Here is a 21,393-nt window from a genome sequence, read left to right on the forward strand (position 1 = left end):
TATGGGAGAATTAAGGTTTATGCAGGGCAATGAGACGATGACTGAGGGAGCAATTGCCGCAGGTGCCAGGTTTTACGCCGGCTACCCAATCACCCCATCTACTGAGGTGGCTGAGACTTCGTCCATCCGCCTGCCCCAGGTGGGTGGGGTGTATATACAGATGGAAGACGAGATCAGCAGCATAGCAGCCCTGATTGGAGCGTCCTGCTCCGGAAAAAAGTCTTATACCGCCACCAGTGGTCCCGGCTTGTCGCTTATGCAAGAGAATCTGGGGGTGGCTGTGTTGGGTGAGATACCGTGTGTCATCATTGATGTACAGCGTTCAGGTCCAAGTACAGGTCTGGCCACCAAACCGGCTCAGGGGGATGTACTGCAGGCGCGCTGGGGTACCCACGGCGATCATTCCATGATTGTGCTTTCGCCATCCTCGGTACAGGATTGCTTTGACCTGATGATTACAGCTTTTAATTATTCGGAGCAGTACCGCACTCCGGTCATATTTCTTTCGGATGAGATTATCGGCCATCTGAGGGAACAGGTGATTATCCGCAGCCCGGAGGAAATCAAGGTAGTGGAGCGGAGACATCCGGATTGTCCGCCGCAGATGTATAAGCCATATGACCATACTGAGGGGCTGGCGCCTCTTGCGGCTTATGGAAGCAAGTATGTATTTAAGGTAAATGGAAGCATGCATGATGAAATGGGGTATCCCTGTGCCAGACCGGACAATGCAGACCGGATGATCCGCCATCTATCAGATAAGATTGAGTCACACCGTGATGAAATTGCTATTACCCGTAAGTATGCAATGAAGGACGCGCAGTACGTCATCATTGCCTATGGCGGCTCAGCACGTTCCGCTCTTGAGGCCATGAAGAAAGGCCGCAGTCAGGGAATACCCATTGGTGTTCTGCAGCTGGTCACAATCTGGCCGATAGCGGAAAAGGATATAAGGGAAGCTATGGAACAAGCTGAGGCGGTGGTGGTTCCTGAGCTGAACCTGGGACAGTACATTGGTGAAATACGTATGAGGAACCCGAAACATATTCCGGTGGAAGGTGTAAACCGTGTGGATGGAAAGCCCATTGAACCGGCTGACATCTTGAAGAAAATAGAGGAGGTTGCAAGATAATGCTGCAGGATTTTTTATTAGAGGAAAAGCTTCCGCATTTTTGGTGCGCAGGCTGCGGGAACGGCATTGTATTACATGCAATTCTGAACAGTATAGACAGACTGGGCTGGACCTGCCAGGACACGGTCGTTGCCACTGGTATCGGCTGCTGGGGCAAGGCGGATGACTATGTGAAGACAAACACATTCCATGGCACCCATGGACGGGCTCTGGCATTTTCCACCGGAATCAAGCTGGCTAATCCCAGATTACATGTACTTACACTGATGGGGGATGGGGACGGCATAACCATAGGAGGAAACCATCTGATCCATGCGGCACGCCGAAATGTGGATGTGACTGCCATCATGGTCAATAACTTAAACTATGGAATGACCGGCGGACAGTATTCAGGCACCACCCCAAAGAACGCAATTACAAAGACATCTCCTTACGGGCATGTGGAACAATCCTTTGATGTCTGCGATGTTGTGAAGGCGGCAGGCGGAAGTTTTGTGGCCAGGGGAACTGTGGTTGACGCGGTCCAGCTGGAACGTCTGATTGAACAGGCCATGTCCCATAAAGGGTTTTCCTTTGTGGAGGTCATATCACCCTGCCCTACGCATTACGGACGCTCTAATAAGTTGGGAAAGGCGCCTGCCATGATGGAATGGATAAAAGAAAACACAGTTTCAGATGCAAAGGCAGGTTCAATGAATCGGGAAGAACTAAAAGGAAAATTTGTGACCGGCATTATGGAAAACCGGGAACAGGAAGACTACAGCACTGCTTACCAGCATGTGATTGATGAGTTGAAGGGAGGGGAAGCGTGATGGGAAAACAGAATGAGATAATTATTAGCGGTGTAGGAGGACAGGGACTGATTCTGTGCGGGACCCTGATGGCCCAGGCAGCCGTGCTTCATGACCACAGACAGGCTACACTTTCATCCGAGTACGGTGTGGAAACCCGGGGGACCTTTGCAAAGTCAGATGTCATTATCAGTGACCAGGAGATATATTTTCCCGATGTGACAGAACCGGATATAATTGTCTGCCTGGCCCAGACAGCCTATGAGCGGTATGCAGGCAAGTATGGGCCGGAAGTCCTGATTATTTATAATCAGGATGAGGTGGCGGCGGACCCGGCGTACAGCGCTTCCCAGCAGGGAATAGATATCACAAAGATATCCAGGGAGCTGGGCAATACGGCAGTGGCCAATATTGTGACTTTGGGAATCGTGGCAGGAGTTCTGAAGGTGGTGACAGCAGAAGGAGTCTTGAACGCAATCAGGGAATTCTTCGGCAGCCGCGGGGAAAAGACAGTTGCGTTAAACATCAGGGCATTTGAGACAGGATATGAAATAGGAAGAAATATGGACGGGTGCCACAGCGGGCCGGTACCACTGTGTGGTTGAATGAAATAAGGAGGCGTTTGTATCATGACAGTCTGGACAGCGGCAGGTATTGCATTGGTCCTGTTTCTTATCGTAGGCGTGGGCCTGTTTTCCGGAAAAAGGGTAAAGGGCGCCAGTGATTTTGTGGATGGAGGTAAAAAGGCCGGTCCTTTTCTGGTCTGCGGTACCATTATGGGAAGCCTGGTCAGCAGCCAGGCCACGGTCGGGACAGCCCAGCTTGCTTTCCATTACGGCCTGGCCGCCTGGTGGTTCACCCTGGGGGCGGGAATCGGATGCCTGATTCTTGGCGTGATGTACGCCAGACCCTTAAGAGACAGCGGCTGTATCACTGAGTTACAGATTATCTCCAGATCATATGGCGCGGCTGCCGGAAGCCTGGGATCTGTATTGTGCTCCACCGGTATATTTATCAGTGTGCTGGCTCAGGTGGTGGCGTGTTCTGGTCTGACCATTACTCTGTTTCCCCACATTCCTGTTTGGGCAGCGGCTCTGGCATCTATTATTATCATGTGTTTTTATGTGATTTTTGGAGGCGCCTGGGGCGCTGGAATGGGGGGGATTGTAAAGCTGGTGCTGTTGTATGCAGCTTCTCTGGTCGGTATGGTCTATGCTCTGTCAGTCAGCCATGGGATAGGTGGGATTTTTTCGGAGCTCATAGAGCAGCTTTGCGGGACCGGACTTGGTCTGGTCCAGCAGAGTGCAAATGGTGTGAGCAACCTGAAAGATACTGCGGACCTGGCAGACCGATATGGAAATCTGGTTGCCCGTGGAGCCATGAAGGATATTGGCTCCGGTCTGTCGCTGATGCTGGGAGTTTTGTCCACCCAGACCTATGCCCAGGCTGTTTTGAGCGCGGAGTCGGACCGGAAGGCGAAACGGGGGGCGCTGCTTAGCGCTATGCTGATTCCGCCTTTAGGAATCGCTGGTATATGCATTGGGCTGTTCATGCGTTCCCACTATATGCTGCAGGCAGAAGCAGAGACCCTTAAAGCAGCCGGCATGGCAATACCGGACCTGCCGGTATTAACCAGCACCATTCAGGTGTTTCCAGCTTTTGTTCTGGACTACATGCCGCCCTTGTTGGCAGGCATTGCGCTGGGTACCCTTCTTATTACATCGGTGGGCGGCGGGGCCGGACTTTCACTGGGAATGGCCACCATTCTTATCAAGGACATCTATCAACGTATGACCACTAAGAGGATGGATGAAAAAAAGGAGCTGGCAGCAACACGGGGTATCCTTGGGGCTATCCTTGTAACCGCAGCGTGTGTTGCGTCCCTGGTTCCCGGCAGTACCATTAATGATTTAGGCTTTTTATCCATGGGGCTCAGGGGGTCCGTGGTGCTGGTTCCCATGAGCTGTGCCTTATGGCTGAAATACGATATTAACAAGAGATGGGTCCTGACGGCAATTGTATTGGCACCGGCCGCTGTGCTGGTGGGAAAGCTGCTGGCCCTGCCTATAGATTCATTGTATTTAGGCATCCTGGTTTCCGTACTGTGCTGCTGCGCCGGTGGGATTATGGGAAGGGAGCCGGGAAAGAGGAGGATTTGTGATGATTAAAACGTTAGGTGATGTTTTGAGGACTGCAGCCCAGTCAAGGCCGCTTGTCATGGCAGTCGCAGCAGCCCAGGATGAGGCGGTTCTGACGGCTGTGCATCTGGCTGCAGAACATGGTCTTGTTAAGCCGTTGCTGGTAGGTGATAAAACAGGTATCATCCATATTGCACAGAAGGCCGGAATTGAGTTGGAGCTGGGAGATGTAATTGATGTACCGGATAAGGAATCAGCCTGTATGAAGGCGGCTGAATTGGTCAGAGATAAAAAGGCCGATGTGTTAATGAAGGGCATGGTGGATACTGGGTTAATCATGCGCGCCGTACTGGATAAGGAAAACAACCTAAGAAAAAGTCCTGTAATCAGCCATGTGGCGGTAATGCAGGTCCCTGGATTTGACCGTCTGTTTTATGTGACCGATTCCGCCATGAATATCGCGCCCACATTGGAACAGAAAGCCGCAATTTTAAAGAATGCGGTGGAGGTTGCCCATGCTCTTGAAAATGAGATGCCCAGAGCTGCTGTACTATGTGCCGTGGAAAAGGTGAATCCTAAAATGCCCTGCACACTGGATGCCAAAGAGCTGGCCCGGCAAAATAAACAGGGTGATATTCCCGGCTGCCTGGTGGACGGTCCTCTGGCTCTGGATAACGCGGTTTCAATAGAGGCGGCAAAACATAAAGGGGTCGACAGTCCTGTGGCCGGTCGTGCCGACATACTGTTGGTGCCGGATATTGAGGCGGGAAATATGTTAAACAAGGCCATGGAGTATTTTGCCGGTGCAGACAAGGCCGGAGTTATGATGGGGGCAAAGGTCCCGATTATCCTGACATCCAGGGCTGCCTCGCCTCAGTCCAAATTATATTCCATTGCATTAGGCGTATTGATTGCATCTAAAACAAAGGAGCTTTTCTAATGAGTGAAGTATATCAGATTATTGCAGTTAACCCCGGATCCACATCCACCAAGGTTGCGGTGTTTGACAATGATAAAAAACGCTTTTCCGTAAATGTGTCCCATCCGGTCAGCGAACTGAAACAATTCCAGGAGATTGTGGACCAGCTGGACTACCGGAAGAAGACCATTCTCAGCGCATTGGAGGAACACCATGTGGACCTGAGAAAAACAGATGCCTTTTCCGGGCGGTGTACAGGGCTTCTTCCCATGACAGGTGGAGTGTATGAGGTAAACGACCTTATGTACCGGCACGGAAGCATGGGGATAGGAAGTAAGCATCCGGGTAATCTGGGTCCTATGATAGCCAGGGACTTCGGCTTACAGTTTGGCAGCCGCAGCTTTGTGGTCAATCCCAGCAGCACTGATGAGTTCCGCCTGGAGGCGCGTCTCACCGGGCTGGGGGATATCCAGAGAACCAGCCGGGGGCATCCTCTAAACCAGAAAGAGGTAGCCGCACGTTATGCAGCCCGGTTAGGGAAATGTTACGAGGATATTAATGTGGTAGTGGTACATATGGGCGGCGGAATATCTGTAACTGCCCATGAAAAGGGGAAGATGGTGGATACGGCTGATTCAACCAGAGGAGAGGGGAGAATGGCCCCTACCAGGACCGGCGCATTGCCGGCCGCATCTTTGGTGGAATTGTGCTTTTCCGGCAAGTATACGCAAAAGGAGCTGATGGATAAAATCATGAAGACCGGCGGCTGGACGGATTTGCTGGGAACCGCTGACGCTCTGGAGGTGGAGCAAAGGATTGGCGAGGGCGATATGTATGCAAAACTTGTCTATGAAACCACCGGTTACCAGATTGCCAAAGATATTGGCGCCTATGCCGCGGTGCTGTGCGGTGAAGTGGACGGCATACTGCTGACAGGAGGTCTGGCCCATTCCCAATATCTGGTAGAAATTATCACACAGATGACCAAATTCATAGCGCCGGTCTGTGTATTTCCCGGTGAGTTTGAGATGGAGGGCCTTGCAGCTGGAGCCCTCCGGGTACTCCGCGGCATAGAGTGTCCAAAATTCTACACCGGGAGGCCCGTGTTCCAAGGATTCCAAAAAATGAGACAGTTGGCATAATTACGGACTGCATGGACACGCCCTGCACCCCAGCGCCTTCCCTGTGGGCGTGGCCGCACATCCGCCCAGCGCTGTTTCGCGCAGGTCAGGGGACAGCTGTCTTCCCACACGGTACATGGCCGCGAGCATTTCATCAAAAGGAATCAGCTGGCGGATGCCGCTCATGGCCAGCTCCGCAGCGGTCAGCGCAACAGCGGCGCCAGCGGCGTTCCTGCCCTGGCAGGGGCATTCCACCAGACCTCCCAGGGGGTCGCACACCAGGCCCAGCAGGTTCATGAGAACCGACGAGGCGGCATTGAGACACTGTTTTGCAGTTCCTCCCATGAGCTCCACGGCAGCCGAGGCAGCCATAGCCGAGGCAACCCCCACCTCTGCCTGGCAGCCGCCCACCGCGCCTGCCACGGTGGCGTTTCTCATGGCCAGGTAACCGATGGCGCCGGCATTAAACAGAGCATCTATTACCCTGCTGTCAGGAATGCTGTATTCTTCCTGGAGCGCCAGAAGCAGGCCGGGGACAATGCCGGAGGATCCGGCCGTGGGAGCCGCCACAATGAGCCCCATGGATGTATTTGTCTCCAGGACGGCCATGGAATAGGTGATTGCCCTGGAGAGAACACTGCCGCAGATGGCGGCTCCTCTGGCCCGGTGCAGGTCTGCCAGCCTGGCTTCTCCGCCAATAAGCCCCCCTATGGATTTTTTTGGTTCCTGGATAGGAGAAGAGGCTGATTCACGCATGATGGAAAGGGCATGGTCCATCTTTGCATATATATCTTCCAGGCTGGTCTCAGCCAAGGTGCATTCCCTCTGTTTCATGATATCTGAGATAGGACAGTTCAGCTTTTGGCAGAAGTCCAGAAGCTCTTTTGCATTCTTAAAATCCATTTTCGTTTTCTCCCTTCACCGGTATAAACATAACATCCTGTACATCCGGGTTTTCGTAAATCCGTGATACCATATGGTCCGGCAGGCTTCCGTCAAATTCAATGATGCTGTAAGCCCTGTCTCCTTTTGTTTCCCGGAACAGCTTCATAAAGGCAATGTTTACATATCCCTCGCTGAGACAGCGGGTGATATGGGCCAGGACACCCAGGCGGTCGCGGTGTATGATGATGAGTGTGCTGTACTCGCCGGAAAAGTCCACGTCTATATGGTCAATGCGGCTGATCCGTACCTTCCCGCCTCCCAGGGATTCGCCCCGCACCGAGTAAGTGCGCCCGTTTAAGCAGGTTATGCGGATATCCACTGTGTTGGGGTGGGTGTCCGAATCAGTGTCATCGGTGATGAAACGGTAGGAGAGTCCCCGTTCTTCTGCCACGGAACATGCAAGGGGTATCCTTCTGTCGTCTGTGGAAAAGCCCATGATTCCTCCCAGGAGCGCCAGGTCTGTTCCATGGCCCTTATGGGTCTTTGCAAAGGACTGGTAGAGGGTAAATTCCACATGTGTAATGGGGCTGTCCGCCATTTTCCCGGCCAGCAGGGCAATGGAGCATGCGCCGGCTGTGTGGGAACTGGAGGGCCCTATCATTTCCGGGCCCAACACGTCAAATATACTGATAAATGCCATATGTAATCTCATCCTTTTCTTTTTTTGCAGATGATACTGCAGAGGCTTATCCTTGATTGAACCCAGGTAATTGACATCTGCGTAAGTGCATTGTATCATAAAGGATAAATAAATCAAATTCATGAATTTTATATATATAATAAATTAAATTCATAGATTGTCAGGAGGTAGTTAAATGGAGTTAAGACAGCTGCAGACCTTTGTGACTATCACCCAGACCGAAAGCTTTTCCAGGGCAGCAGAGGTTTTAGGCTATACCCAGTCAGCCCTGACCGTGCAGATACGCCTTTTGGAAAATGAGCTGGGAGTAAAACTGTTTGACCGTATGGGGAAACGGGTTTACCTGACAGCGCCCGGCAGGCAGTTTCTGGGCCATGCCAACCAAATTATCCGGGATATAAAATGTGCCAGGGAATTTGCAAAAAGCGAGGAGGAGCTGTGCAGCCCCCTTCATGTGGGAACACTGGAATCCCTGTGTTTTTCAAAGCTTCCCCAGATACTGAATTCCTTTCGCAGCAGCCATCCCAGGGTTCCGGTCAAGGTGACTGCTTCCACACCAAACCAGCTGATTGATATGATGGAGAGGAACCAGCTGGATTTGATATACATTCTGGACCGGCCAAGGTATAATGATAATTGGAATAAGGTCATGGAAGTCAGGGAACCCATTGTGTTCGTGGCTTCTCCCTCCTGCGGCCTTGGGGGGAACAGGGTAATCAGCCTGGAGGAAATCATGGACGAGCCGTTCTTCCTGACGGAAAAGAATGAAAATTACAGGCGGGAGCTGGATTGTTTCCTGGAATCACAGGGAATGGTCCTCACTCCCTTTTTGGAAATCAGCAATACGGAATTCATCATAAGGATGATAAGGAAGAACCGGGGCATATCATATCTTCCCCTGTTTGCGGTGCAGGAATATGTAAAACGTGGGGAGCTGGCTGTGCTTGATGTGGCTGACTTCAGGCTGGCCATGTATCAGCAGGTTATTTATAACAGGAATAAGTGGCTGACAAAAGAGATGGATGCGTTTATCCGTATTACAGCCAACCACTCAGGAACCGGGTCAATATGCGGCGGTAACGATATATAAAGCGGCAGAAGCAGCTGGATACAGGAAGGTCCGGCAGTGCGGGGCGCTTTTTAGGGGGAAATATGGGAAGGGTGCAGATGAGTACAGAAGAGAAAACCGGCCGCAGAGCCAGGGATAGAAAAAAGAAAAATTGGCGGGAAGAAAGCTTTGAAACCACAAAATCCCACAGCAGACCAGCCGTGAGCAGGATGTCAGCCAGCATCCTTCTTTTGGCTGGTCTGTTGTTTATGGTGACAGGATGCAGCCCCGCAGCGCCCCCTGGGTCCGTCAGCCGTCAGGACCCAGAGGTGAAAATACGGGTGGTCTGCTCATCAGGGGACATTAGATGGAAGAGCGGAATGGAGAATGCGGCAGAAGCTTTCATGAAATCTAATCAGGACATTAAGGTGGAGCTGTATTTCATGCCGGAAGCAGAAAACCAGACATACGCCAGGCGGCTGGAAGTGCTGGCTGCCCAGGGAGAGTTTAACGATATCGTGGAGCTGAGGGAGACGGACTCCCTTGTACAGGCAGGGCTTCTGGCCCCCATGCCGGAGGAAGTGTATTCGCTGGTGGAGAATCCCGGTACCTGCGGCGGCATATGCTATGGTGTTCCCCTTTACACCACCACCCTGGGGATGATTTATAATGCGGAGATATTTGAACGGCTGGGACTTTGCGCACCTCGCACATATGAGGAATTTCTTCGGGTGTGCGCCACCCTTAAGGCATCAGGATATGATGCCATTGCCCTGGGAGCTGCCGGCGACCGGCATATGAAATATTGGGGGAATTACCTGTTCTGCAACTACATTGCGTCAGGGGACGGACAGGCCTGCTGGACCAAAGAAAAGGCAGCGGAGATGCTGGGGGATTTCCGTGATCTGGCCAGCCGGGGATATATCAATTCCCGGTACAGGGCAGTGACAGACCGTGAGACAGCCAGGGCCATATCCACCCGGCAGGCGGTCATGGTGTATGCAGGGCCTCAGATGCTGCAGCAGATAGAGAACCTGAATCCTCAGATCCGCCTGGGCTTCTTCTTTCTTCCTGGAAAGAACGGGACTGTCTATGCAATGGACGACAGAAGTGTGCAGTGGGGGATTTCGTCGCTGACTGCCAGGGATGGAAAAAAGATGGATGCGTGTGCCCGGTTCCTTCAGTTCTGCTATTCCGAAGGCGTATATGAAACCATATTGGAAATCATGAACGGGAACTCTGTGACAGTCCGCCGGGTGAACATGCCGGACACGCCGGACAGGAAAATTATGGAGGCTGCTTATGAGGGAAGTCCTGTGCATACGGAGTTTCTGCTTAAGGATGCCCAGCCGCCGGATGGTTTTATTGAATGCTATGACCGGATGCTGGTTGAGACGCTGTGGGGCGGAACATCAATTTCATCCCTGGCAGATAATATGTTGGAACGCTGGGAGGAGCCGTGATGCAGAGAAAAGTAAACAGATTGATTCGTCTGGCCACATCCTTTGTGATTCTGGGCCTGGTGCCTCTTCTGGCTGCCGGCACGGTGTTAACGGGACATTTCAGAAGCAATATGGAACGTGTGGTGCTGGATGACATAGGGCGCATGGTGAGCTATGGGGGCAGCAATACAGAGGCGGTGTTGGAGGAATGCAGCAGCCTGACAAAGCATATCTATGACGTTTCCACGGATGATGGAATGTTCCTGTACCAGATTTTAAAATCCCCCGGTCTTGGCCGGGAGGAAAGGAAAATGGAAATTACCCTTCTTCTGAGTGATTTTCTGGACAGGGACAGCAGGCTGCGCAGCGTTTATTTTAAGGACCGGAAAGGGCAGATTTATTATGCTACCAGGAACGCGTATAAGGTACTGGATGAGGACGCGTTCCGGTATTGGACCGGGAAAGAGGATGAGAAAGGGGATTTTTCGGTCCTGCCCGCCCATATGGATGATTATTTTCAGGATTCCGGGAGTCAGGTCATTACCTTCCGGCGCAGTTATCAGGATATCACCTCCTTAAAGACCATAGGAAGCTGTCTGGGCCATTTTTATATGGACATGGATGTAAGCAGGCTGCAGTCCGCGCTTTCCGATATAGATTTGGGATTCGGCGCATCCTTTTATATTATGGATGATAGCGGAGCATGCATTTACCGTGTTGATACCGACGGGAGCGGGAATACAGCGGACAGTATGGCGTCCCTTCTCCCGTCCATGAATCAGGAGACGGGCAGCCTTCTTGGGGACGGAACCTATGTGGTGTATAAACGTCTGGAACCTTATGGCTGGACCGTGGCCGTACAGGCAGCACAGGACCGGGTCCTGGTTATGGAGAGTACCATCCGGTATACAGCAGTGTTTTTAGGCGCGGTTTTCCTGGCGTTTTTATGCCTGTACTCCTATTTCCCGGAGCGGATTCACAGACCATAGGAGTCTTTGGAGAGCGGGATGGCTGAGATCCAGAAGGGCAGCCGGGAATCCCGGTTCCATTTCCACAACTTTATTTCTTTGCATTAGCCCCGGGATGCTGTATAATGGAAAAAACAATAAACCAACAATAAACAAACAGCAGGTCAAGAGAATAGGGCGGAAAAACAGCATGGAAATCAGAATATTGGAATTGATTGAAGGAGCAAAGAAAGCAGAGGGATTAACCGTTATCATAGATGTGTTCCGGGCTTTTTCCCTGGAGTGCTATCTGTATGCCCGGGGGGCGTCTGCCGTATTCCCGGCCGGAAGCGTGGAGGAGGCCAGGCATATGAAACAGGTACATCCGGAATATCTTCTCATTGGAGAGCGCTGGGGCCGCAGGTGTGAGGGCTTTGACTATGGAAATTCACCGTCCCAGACCCGGGACGCGGACTTGTCAGGGAAAAAAATCGTACATACTACAAGCGCGGGAACACAGGGAATCGTGAATGCCGTACACGCAGAGGAGATACTGACCGGAAGCCTGGTGAATGCCAGGGCAGTTGCCGATTATATCAGCAGAAGACAGCCGGAGACAGTATCCCTGGTAGCCATGGGAAACGGAGGAGAAAGGACTGCAAGGGAGGATGTGATTTGCGCCCGGTATATCAAATGTCTTCTGGAGGGCAGACCCTGCCTTATAGACGAGGAAATACGGTCCCTGAAGACAGCCGGCGGCGAACATTTCTTTAATCCCCATACCCAGGAAATCTATCCTCAGGAGGATTTCTGGCTCTGCACAAAGCATGATATCTTCCCCTTTGTCCTTCGGGTGGAAAAGCGGGATGACGGTAGTCTGGAAAGTGTGAAGATTGATTCAGGGGAAGGACGGGACGCGGTGAGCTGAGTCTGTCAGGAATGGGAGGATTTGTATGAAAAAGAGAGAGGGAGGAATACTGGCATGGGCGGCAGCGGTATTCCTGTTAGTAGGGATGGCAGCCGGCTGTTCACGCAGTGAGGAAGCCAGGTATCAGCTGAATCCCAAACAGCCGGTTATGATTACGGTATGGAATTATTATAACGGGCAGACAAAACAGGCCTTTGACAATCTGGTGTCCAGATTCAATGAAACAGTGGGCATGGAAATGGGAATCATTGTGGACAGTGTCAGCTATGGAGATGTAAACCAGCTGGCGGAGGAGGCTTACAATTCAGCCAGCGGAAGGCTGGGAGCTGACGCCATGCCCAATCTGTTTGCAGCGTATCCGGAAAATGCCTACCGCATTGATGTGTTGGGCAAGCTTGTGGACCTGAATCAATATTTTTCCGAGGATGAGCTGAAGGTATACCGGGCGGATTTTCTTCAGGACTGCAGCTTCGGCGGGAATTATGGGCTTAAAATTCTTCCTGTTGTGCGCTCTACGGAAAATCTGTTTCTGAATAAGACGGACTGGGACAGGTTTGCAGGGGACACAGGGGTCCGGCTGGACCGTCTTTCTACCTGGGAGGGGGTGGCTGAGACAGCCAAGGCCTATTACGAGTGGTCGGGGGGCAAGGCATTTCTGGGCATTGACAGCCTGGCCAACTACATCATTGTTGCGTCCGTGCAGACAGGAAATGATATTTATAAGCTGCAGGACGGCCAGGTGACGTTTTCCTTTGACCAGGACCTGGCCAGGATTTTGTGGGATGAACTGTATGTGCCCTACGTAAAGGGCTATTATGCAAATCTGGGCAAGTTCCGTTCTGATGATGAAAAGACAGGGGATATACTGGCTTATGTAGGCTCCAGCGCAGGGGCGGTTTATTTTCCAAAGGAAGTGACCCTGAATCAGAATGAAATCTACCGGATTGAGAGCAGTGTTCTTCCATATCCCTGTTTCCGCGACGGGGACTTGTGCGCCATGGTCCAGGGGGCCGGATTCGCTATTGCACAAAGCGACAGTACCCATGAGTATGCATCGGCCGTATTTCTGAAATGGCTGACCCAGGAGGAGCAGAATCTGGATTTTGCGGTGAACAGCGGTTATCTGCCGGTGGAGAACAGTTCCCTGAACCAGGGATATGCCAAGGCTATGGCAGCCTATTCCGGTACGCCGGAATATAATCCCACGATAGGAGGGTCCGCAGAGGCTACTCTGAAAATGCTCTCTGAATACCGCTTTTATTCCAATCCTCCCTTTGAGGGAAGCTATGAGATGAGACAGTTTTACGGCGAATATATGGAGGCTTCTGTGGACAATGCACGTCTGGAGGCTGAGGATAAGATGAAGGCCGGCATGACAAAGGAAGAGGCCCAGGCCCAGGTCACGGATGAGGCCCATTTCCAGAAATGGTATGAAGGGTGGCAGGATAATGCCGCTAAATTATTAGGGAGCTGATGAGGAATATGAAACAAAAGCAGTCCATAGCATCAAAATGCTCTGCCTTTACTGCGGGTCTGGTGATTCTTCAGTCTCTGCTGGTTCTGGGGATGCTGATAGCGGGCGGAATATTGAAGCAGACCAGGGATACGGCGTACCAGTCATTTGCGTCCACTGTGACCCTCAGGGCCAGCTCCATTCAGGACCAGATTGACAACCGGTGGACCAATATTCATCCCTATGTACAGGAATTGTCCGACCGATTGTCTGAGAGCGGCTATGGGGAGGAAAAAATGGATGCGGAGTCATTTCTGATTGGCTCTGCGGATACCCTTATATCCATGCTGCATGTCAGCGGTACCACGGGCACATTTCTGATACTGGATGAACCGGGGCAGGGAAAAAGCATGCCGGCTCTGTATTTCAGGGACTATGACCCGGAGACATACAGCGCGGACAACAGTGATTTGTTCCAGGTAATGGGACCTGCAGAGATATCCAGGAGATACCAGATTCCTCTGGACAGCGTTTGGCATTACGGCCTGTCATTGAATGAAGAAAACAGGAAGTTTTTTGATATGCCGTTTCAGGCGGCCGGCCAGTCCAGGGATTATGAAAAGCTGGGATACTGGAGCCGGCCTTTCTACATGACACCTGAGGATGTGCCTGTCATCACCTACACCGTTCCGCTCTTTGACCGCGTTGGCCAGGTCCACGGTGTGATTGGGGTGGAGATATCCCTGGAGCATATAAGAAAGCTGCTGCCTGCCAACGAGCTGTCTGCCCAGGATTCACCGGGGTACATGGTTGCCGCAATGCAGGAGAACCCGCAGGAGCTGTTTGTTCTGGTCAAGAAGGGCGAGTACCAGAACAGGCTTTTTGGGGATGAACCGCTGCTCAGGATAAAGCAGGAGGACGAAACGTACTCTATCTGTCAGGTATCCAGCCTTACAGGAGAAAAGATATACGGCTGTATTAAGAGCCTGGATTTATACGGCACAAAGAATGTTCCATATGACAGCGGGAACTGGGTGGTTCTGGGATTAATGAGAGGGGATGCACTGTATGGTTTTCTTCACCGGATCATAAAGATTTTTGCAGTGACATTGATGGTATCCCTTTTGCTGGGTGCCGGGGCCGCCGGGTTCATCAGCAGGAAAATCACGGAACCTGTGGCAAAGCTGGCCACCAAAGTAAGGAATTTTGATTATACCAGAAAAATCAGGCTGGAGAGGACCGGGATAGAGGAATTGGATTTGTTGTCTCAGGCAGTGGAGATATCCAATCAGAATCTGCTGGACAACACACTTAAGATGTCTGAAATCATGGACCTTCTGGGCCTTCATATCGGTGCCTTTGAGTACAGTCCCGGCGGATATGGAGTACAGGTCACAAAACAGATCTTTCCCCTTATGGAACTTCCATGTGAGGACGAGAATCATTTGTATGTGGATGAGAAGGTATTTCTGTTCAGGCTGTCGGATATGCAAAGATGTCCGGTGCCGGAGGAAAACGGAATCTACAGAATCAGCGGAAAAACAGAGCGCTGGGTACGGATTACCCTGTCTCTGCGCCACGGCCATTCCCTGGGAATCATTGAGGATGTGACCGGTGATATGATGAAAAAACAGAGAATTAAATATGAGAGGGACCATGACAGCCTGACCAGGATTTACAGCCGGGCAGCTTTCCAGCGGGAGGCAGAGGCCATACTGGAACAGGCGGGAGAAATGCCGGGACAGACAGGAGAAATGCCGGGCCTGAGCGGAAACGGCCCTGTCAATCTGGGAACCGCCGCAATGGTTATGCTGGATTTAGATGGCCTTAAGTCAGTAAATGATACCTACGGCCATGAAAGCGGCGATATCTATATCAGAGAGACCGCAGTATGCATGAAAGGGATACCGGAGGACCATGCCATAGTTGGCAGGCGTTCCGGGGACGAGTTTTTCATTCTGTTGTTTGGCTATGAGGACAGGAATGGCGTCAGGAAACAATTGAGGGATTTCTATGATATTCTGGATAAACACCCAGCCGTTCTGCCTGACGGAATACAGCTGAAAATCCAGATTTCGTCAGGCATTGCCTGGTATGGAGGTGAACTCTGTACATTTGAGGAACTGGTAAGATGTGCGGACATTGCCCTGTACGAGGCAAAGTCCACCATGAAGGGACAGACCGTGGAGTACAGTAAAGGATGAGGCTTCTGCGGTTTTTCAGGGGGAACATGCAGAGTCCTGCTGAAAAACATGCAGGGTTGTCATGCCCGGAATTCACCGGCAGCCACCTCCTCATCCAATAGCCGGATGAATTCTTTTAGTATGGTATTTCCCTTTACTCCTTTATGATACAAGCCAAAAGCAAGGGGAGGTATTCCCGTTACCGGGATATAACAGAGCCCTTTCTTATCACTGCCCGGATAGAAGGGGAGAAGGCTGTATCCAAGGCCTGCCCTTACCAGAGCCAGTATGCTTTCATAGGTATCCACAAAGAAAAGCTCCGAAGGATGGCAGGAGGAGGAAGCACGGATTTGAGACTGGAGTACGGTGGCAGGCAGCCTGTGGGGCTCACCCAGGACTATGGGCCCCTCCAGCTCATCCACATTCAGGCAGGTGCGCCCGGCGTAGGGATGTCCGGCACTGCACACGCAGGCCAGCGGTATCCGGGCCAGCTCATGGAATAAGCCAATGGGTTTCTTCTGCTCATCCTGCTGGAAGCCGAACATGACGTGGATGCGCTCTTCATCCAGAAGATTGGCCATGGACTTAAACGGAATCAGTTTCACAGTGGGGTGGAGGGTGGGGAAACGATCTGCCAGTCTGCGTATGACAGGGGGAAGAAGCTCTAACTCTGACTGGTTATGGCACCCCACGGTGAGAAACAGAACGTCATTGCTTCCTATGCCCAGCCGTTTTTTAGCGCCGCAGGCAATCTTCAGGATGCTGGATGCATCCTCCATGAACATGAGCCCGGCTTCAGTCAGGTTTACATTTTTACTGGTACGCACAAAGAGCCTGGTCCCCAGCTCGTCCTCCAGGGATGTAATCTGATGGCTTACAGCCGGCTGGGTAATTTTTAAAAAATCAGCTGCCTTGGAAAAATTCAGATATTCCGCCACGGCCAGAAAACATTCTAACTGCACTGTATTCATAGGAATCGCCTCCTGAATTTCCTTTGAATTTCTGTTGCTGTTTCTTTTCAATCTTTGTTAATCTTCTTTTGTTCGATTGACTCTAAAAACAATACTAATAGTAAACAATAAAATATTTTTATAGATTATAACATATTTGAATTTCACATTCAACAGGATATGAGGTATAAATATAGGGAGCTAATTATTAGCTAGTTAACTATTTTGTGCGTGTTCAGAACCGTTACCGGCTAATGGCACAGTCAGTTGCAATACCTAAAAAATAAGGAGACACTATATAAGGAGACAGAATATGAGAACGATTTTAGCACAGCTTAAACAGTATAAAAAAGATTCCATTCTGACCCCTCTCTTTACCGCCCTGGAGGTAATTATGGAGGTCATGCTTCCCTTTATCACAGCGCTGATTATTGATGAGGGAATCCAGGAAGGGAATATGAGAAAGGTATATACCTATGGAGGAGTCATGATTGTCATGGCTTTTATCAGCCTGATATCCGGGGCTATGGCAGGAAAGTACGCGGCCAGCGCATCCTCCGGTCTGGCCTGTAATCTGAGAAAGGGAGTCTATGACAAGGTGCAGGACTTTTCCTTTTCAAACATTGATAAGTTCAGCACGGCAGGTCTGGTGACCCGTATGACCACGGATGTAACCAATATCCAGAACGCATATCAAATGTGCATCCGGGTGGCTGTCAGGGCGCCCCTCATGCTGGTATGCAGCATGGTCATGTCCTTCATGATTAGCCCCCGGCTCAGCATGATTTTCCTGGGAGCCATTCTGTTTTTGGCATGTATACTGGGAATCATCATGATGGCGGCCAGGAAGATATTCAACGTTGTTTTCACAAAATATGACGACCTGAATGCAGGGGTCCAGGAAAATGTTTCCGGCATCCGGGTGGTGAAGGCCTATGTGCGGGAGGATTATGAGAACCAGAAATTCACCAGTGCAGCAGAAAACCTCTGCCGCCTGTTCGTAAAGGCAGAAGGCACCCTGGCATTTAACAATCCAGCCATGATGCTGGTGGTTTACGGCTGTATACTGGCCGTATCCTGGTTTGGAGCCAGGTTTATCGTCATTGGAACTATGAGCAGCGGCGAGCTGACCTCCCTGTTCAGCTATATCATGTCAATCATGATGTCTCTTATGATGCTGTCCATGATATTTGTCATGATTGCCATGAGCGCTGCCAGCATAAGGAGAATTGAGGAGGTATTTAAGGAAGAGCCGGATATCCGCAACCCGGAACGGCCTGTCATGGATGTGGCAGACGGAAGCGTTGATTTTAACTGTGTATGTTTTTCCTATGGGAAGGGTAAGGAGGACGCTGGGGGAACGGATAAGGGAATGGACAAAGGCAGAGGCGGGCAGGCGCTGTCCGATATTGAGCTGCATATCCGGTCCGGTGAAACTGTGGGCATCATAGGAGGCACGGGAAGCGGCAAGTCCAGCCTGGTAAATCTAATCAGCCGCCTCTATGACGCGGACAGCGGCAGCGTATGTGTGGGAGGCAGGGATGTGCGGGAATATGATTTGGAAACGCTCAGGGACTCCGTGGCAGTGGTTCTGCAGAAAAATGTACTGTTTTCCGGTACGATTCTGGAGAATCTGCGGTGGGGAAATCAGGATGCCACGGAAGAAGAATGCCGGGAAGCCTGCCGGGCGGCCTGTGCCGACGAATTCATAGAGCGTCTACCCCACGGATACCATACCTTCCTGGAGCGGGGAGGAACCAATGTGTCAGGCGGTCAGAAGCAGAGGCTGTGTATTGCCAGGGCGCTGTTAAAGAACCCCAGGATCCTGATACTGGACGATTCCACCAGCGCGGTGGATACGGCGACAGATGCCAGAATCAGGGAAGCCTTTGGGGCGGCAATACCGGGAACCACCAAAATCATCATTGCCCAGCGCATATCCAGTGTGCAGCATGCGGACCACATACTGGTGATAGAGGACGGGCGTATAAACGGATACGGAACCCATGACCAGCTGGTGAGGTCCAATGAGATATACCGTGAAATATACGAGTCACAGAGCAGGGGCGGAGGGGACTTTGACCAGGTTCAGGCAGAAAACGCAGGAAAGGAGAGTGTGGCATGATGGAAGACAGACAGAGCAGCCTGAAAAAACAGAACAGCGGACAGGCGCAGAGCAGCCGGAAAGAACAAACCGGCAGACAGGCGCAGGCCAGGGAGACAAAGGAAGCCCTCAGGGTCCTGGGCCGCGTCATCCGGTATATGGCTGCCAATTATAAACTTGCGGTGACCGCGGTGCTGGCCTGTATCATAGTGTCCGCCGGGGCTACCCTGAAGGGGATGGTGTTCATACAATCCCTGGTGGATGACTATATCCGGCCGTTGGCCCAACAGGCGTCAACGGGGAATACAGCGCCGGATTTTTCTCCCCTGGCAGGGGCGCTGTGCAGGATGGCAGTCCTTTACCTAATAGGCATTCTGGCGGCCTATGCGTATAACAGAATCATGGTCACAGTAAGCCAGGGCACCATGAAGCGGCTGAGGGTGGAACTGTTTACCAGGATGGAATCTCTGCCCATCAGATATTTTGATACCCACGCCCATGGCGATATCATGTCAGTATATACCAATGATGTGGATACCCTGCGGCAGCTCATGAGCCAGAGTGTTCCCCAGGTAGCCAATTCTGCGGTCACACTGGCGGCAACCGCTGTTTCCATGCTGATTTTAAATATACCTCTGTCCATACTTACCTTTGCTATGGCCTGTGTCATGCTGTTTGCCACAAAATGTCTTTCAGGCAAATCTGCCTCCCATTTTGGAAAACAGCAGAACTCCCTGGGAGAGGTGGACGGATATATAGAGGAAATGATGGACGGACAGAAGGTGGTAAAGGTATTTTGTCATGAGGAACAGGCCAAAAAGGAGTTTGAGGTGCTGAATGAAAGGCTTCGGGACAACGCTGATAAGGCTAACCGGTACGCCAACCTCCTTATGCCGGTCAATGCCAATATCGGCAATCTGAGTTATGTTCTGTGCGCAGTGGCAGGAGGAATCCTGGCATTAAACGGCATAGGTGGAATTACAATCGGCACCATCATTGCCTTCGTGGGACTCAATAAAAATTTCTCCCAGCCGATTACCCAAATCAGCCAGCAGATGAACTCTGTGGTCATGGCAGCGGCAGGCGCCGGAAGGGTATTTGAGCTTCTGGACCAGAAGCAGGAGGAGGACAATGGGTATGTGGAATTTGTGAATGTCCGGGAACGGAAGGACGGCACACTGGAAGAGACAAAAGAGCGCACCGGTGTCTGGGCCTGGAAACACCCCCATAAGGCAGAGGGGACTGTTACCTATAAGAAAATGGAAGGCGGCATTGTTTTTGACGGAGTGGATTTCGGCTATGACCCATCCAAGATGGTGCTCCATGACATCAAGCTGTTTGCCGAACCCGGTCAGAAAATTGCATTTGTAGGATCTACCGGGGCGGGCAAGACCACCATCACCAACCTGATTAACCGCTTCTATGACATACAGGACGGAAAAATCCGATATGACGGAATCAATATCAATAAAATTAAGAAACCGGCCCTCCGCCGCTCCCTGGGCATCGTGCTCCAGGACACCCACCTCTTTACAGGTACTGTCATGGACAATATCCGATACGGAAAGCTGGACGCTACAGATGAGGAATGCGTCAATGCAGCAAAACTGGCCAACGCAGACAGCTTCATAAACCGTCTCCCCCATGGCTATGAAACCGTCCTTACAGGGGATGGAGGCAGTCTGAGCCAGGGCCAGAGGCAGCTTTTAGCCATAGCCAGGGCAGCCGTGGCAGACCCGCCTGTACTGATTCTCGACGAGGCCACCTCATCCATAGATACCAGGACGGAATCCCTGGTGCAGGCCGGCATGGATGCCCTGATGAATGGGAGGACCACCTTCGTCATTGCCCACAGACTGTCTACTATCCGCAATGCAGACTGTATTATGGTCATGGAACAGGGAAGAATCATCGAGCGGGGGTCCCATGAGGAGCTGATTGGAAGGAAGGGAAAATACTATCAGCTGTATACAGGGAATTTTGAGGAAGCGGGTTAAGGAAGCAGGACAAAAGAAAGAGGTGTTGCGACAGTTAAGGAATCCCGGACCAGTTTATATAAAGTTAATGTTTATGAGGTATACTGGTGTATGGTTAAAAATATTTTTAAGACTTGCGCTGGAACAGGAGGCGGGATCGAATGAAAATAAGACACAGATTGGCTGGGGTTGCGGTCATGGTATCCATACTGGGCTGTACATTTCCGGCCTGGGCAGGGGAATGGATACAGGAGGAGAGCGGACAGTGGGTCTACGAAGAAAATCAGGAGCTCCTAAAAGGCTGGAACCGGATTGACGGAATCTGGTATTGCCTGGATACAGAGACAGGCGTATGGATTGAGAAGCCGTCCATGACATCGGAGGCAGCCTGCCGCCTTCTGGAAAATAAGCTTCTGGAGATGGGAATGTACCAGGACGAAGAAGAACCCCTGCAGTTTAAGGTGGATTATGAGAACAATCAAATGGTCCAGGTTTCAGTTGGATATGAGGATAAGCCGGATGTGTTCCACCGGATCAATACATATGAGATAGACAAGAAGAAGGGAACCGCGGACCCTGTGGTGGGAGATAAGGAATTCTCCCTTTGGTAACAGATAACGACCGCATTAATTAAGAAAATAGAAACATCTTCCTGATGATATTCTGGTAAAATAAA

Annotated in this window: 18 protein-coding genes; 15 read left to right on the top strand and 3 right to left on the bottom strand. The window is 51.3% G+C overall.

The window, feature by feature from the left end:
- Window position 1: 1 nt before the first annotated feature.
- From LI015_RS03365 to buk, 6 genes are read left to right on the top strand one after another with little or no spacing between them, the layout of a single operon-like run.
- On the top strand, window positions 2–1,132 hold the full coding sequence (locus LI015_RS03365; RefSeq protein ID WP_227124154.1) for a 2-oxoacid:acceptor oxidoreductase subunit alpha: 1,131 nt from the start codon (window positions 2–4) through the stop codon (window positions 1,130–1,132).
- Window positions 1,132–1,944 (top strand): thiamine pyrophosphate-dependent enzyme, encoded by an 813-nt coding sequence (locus LI015_RS03370; RefSeq protein ID WP_227124155.1) that lies wholly within the window; start codon window positions 1,132–1,134, stop codon window positions 1,942–1,944. The genes LI015_RS03365 and LI015_RS03370 overlap by 1 nt, the downstream gene beginning before the upstream one ends.
- Complete coding sequence (locus tag LI015_RS03375; RefSeq protein ID WP_002568638.1) at window positions 1,944–2,528, top strand: 2-oxoacid:acceptor oxidoreductase family protein; 585 nt, start codon at window positions 1,944–1,946, stop codon at window positions 2,526–2,528. Before LI015_RS03370 ends, LI015_RS03375 begins: the two co-directional genes overlap by 1 nt.
- A 24-nt stretch (window positions 2,529–2,552) precedes the next feature.
- On the top strand, window positions 2,553–4,091 hold the full coding sequence (locus LI015_RS03380; RefSeq protein WP_227124156.1) for a sodium:solute symporter family protein: 1,539 nt from the start codon (window positions 2,553–2,555) through the stop codon (window positions 4,089–4,091).
- The gene (locus LI015_RS03385) at window positions 4,084–5,001 is read left to right on the top strand and encodes a bifunctional enoyl-CoA hydratase/phosphate acetyltransferase (protein WP_002568636.1); all 918 of its coding nucleotides are present in this window, start codon (window positions 4,084–4,086) and stop codon (window positions 4,999–5,001) included. The genes LI015_RS03380 and LI015_RS03385 overlap by 8 nt, the downstream gene beginning before the upstream one ends.
- Window positions 5,001–6,122: a butyrate kinase gene (gene buk / locus LI015_RS03390; protein WP_227124157.1), complete on the top strand. Its 1,122-nt coding sequence runs from the start codon at window positions 5,001–5,003 to the stop codon at window positions 6,120–6,122. The genes LI015_RS03385 and buk overlap by 1 nt, the downstream gene beginning before the upstream one ends.
- On the opposite strand, the gene sdaAA is transcribed toward buk, so the two are convergent.
- Together sdaAA and sdaAB are read right to left on the bottom strand one after the other, a co-directional pair.
- A complete protein-coding gene (sdaAA, locus tag LI015_RS03395) occupies window positions 6,123–7,004 on the bottom strand; it encodes an L-serine ammonia-lyase, iron-sulfur-dependent, subunit alpha (RefSeq protein ID WP_227124158.1) in 882 nt (293 codons plus the stop codon). It abuts the gene before it with no gap.
- Entirely contained in the window at window positions 6,994–7,686 is a 693-nt protein-coding gene (gene sdaAB / locus LI015_RS03400) for an L-serine ammonia-lyase, iron-sulfur-dependent subunit beta (protein ID WP_002568633.1), read from the bottom strand. The genes sdaAA and sdaAB overlap by 11 nt, the downstream gene beginning before the upstream one ends.
- A 175-nt stretch (window positions 7,687–7,861) precedes the next feature.
- Here sdaAB and LI015_RS03405 point away from each other — a divergent pair, with 175 nt between their 5' ends.
- From LI015_RS03405 to LI015_RS03430, 6 genes are all read left to right on the top strand, one after another.
- A complete protein-coding gene (locus LI015_RS03405) occupies window positions 7,862–8,776 on the top strand; it encodes a LysR family transcriptional regulator (RefSeq protein WP_002568632.1) in 915 nt (304 codons plus the stop codon).
- Between the two features lie 77 nt (window positions 8,777–8,853).
- Window positions 8,854–10,197 (top strand): ABC transporter substrate-binding protein, encoded by a 1,344-nt coding sequence (locus tag LI015_RS03410; protein ID WP_227124159.1) that lies wholly within the window; start codon window positions 8,854–8,856, stop codon window positions 10,195–10,197.
- Window positions 10,197–11,165 carry a cache domain-containing protein gene (locus LI015_RS03415; protein WP_227124160.1) on the top strand — a complete coding sequence of 323 codons (969 nt, stop codon included), beginning with the start codon at window positions 10,197–10,199 and terminating at the stop codon, window positions 11,163–11,165. The genes LI015_RS03410 and LI015_RS03415 overlap by 1 nt, the downstream gene beginning before the upstream one ends.
- Window positions 11,166–11,334: 169 nt before the next feature.
- On the top strand, window positions 11,335–12,051 hold the full coding sequence (locus LI015_RS03420; protein ID WP_054353978.1) for a 2-phosphosulfolactate phosphatase: 717 nt from the start codon (window positions 11,335–11,337) through the stop codon (window positions 12,049–12,051).
- Window positions 12,052–12,076: 25 nt separating this feature from the next.
- Window positions 12,077–13,525 (top strand): ABC transporter substrate-binding protein, encoded by a 1,449-nt coding sequence (locus tag LI015_RS03425; RefSeq protein ID WP_227124161.1) that lies wholly within the window; start codon window positions 12,077–12,079, stop codon window positions 13,523–13,525.
- Window positions 13,526–13,533: 8 nt separating this feature from the next.
- Window positions 13,534–15,708: a sensor domain-containing diguanylate cyclase gene (locus LI015_RS03430; RefSeq protein WP_227124162.1), complete on the top strand. Its 2,175-nt coding sequence runs from the start codon at window positions 13,534–13,536 to the stop codon at window positions 15,706–15,708.
- Between the two features lie 59 nt (window positions 15,709–15,767).
- Here LI015_RS03430 and LI015_RS03435 read toward each other — a convergent pair whose 3' ends face one another.
- The gene (locus LI015_RS03435; protein ID WP_227124163.1) at window positions 15,768–16,658 is read right to left on the bottom strand and encodes a LysR family transcriptional regulator; all 891 of its coding nucleotides are present in this window, start codon (window positions 16,656–16,658) and stop codon (window positions 15,768–15,770) included.
- Window positions 16,659–16,950: 292 nt separating this feature from the next.
- On the opposite strand from LI015_RS03435, the gene LI015_RS03440 reads away from it, so the two are divergent.
- From LI015_RS03440 to LI015_RS03450, 3 genes are all read left to right on the top strand, one after another.
- Window positions 16,951–18,762 carry an ABC transporter ATP-binding protein gene (locus LI015_RS03440; protein WP_002590819.1) on the top strand — a complete coding sequence of 604 codons (1,812 nt, stop codon included), beginning with the start codon at window positions 16,951–16,953 and terminating at the stop codon, window positions 18,760–18,762.
- Window positions 18,759–20,738, top strand: coding sequence for an ABC transporter ATP-binding protein (locus LI015_RS03445; RefSeq protein ID WP_227124164.1), 1,980 nt, complete (start codon window positions 18,759–18,761; stop codon window positions 20,736–20,738). Before LI015_RS03440 ends, LI015_RS03445 begins: the two co-directional genes overlap by 4 nt.
- A gap of 140 nt (window positions 20,739–20,878) precedes the next feature.
- Window positions 20,879–21,328, top strand: a complete 450-nt coding sequence (locus LI015_RS03450) for a hypothetical protein (RefSeq protein ID WP_002568623.1) — start codon at window positions 20,879–20,881, stop codon at window positions 21,326–21,328.
- Window positions 21,329–21,393: the final 65 nt, after the last annotated feature.

This window comes from Enterocloster sp. 210928-DFI.2.20 (assembly GCF_020554465.1).
Classification (GTDB): Bacteria; Bacillota; Clostridia; order Lachnospirales; family Lachnospiraceae; genus Enterocloster; species Enterocloster bolteae.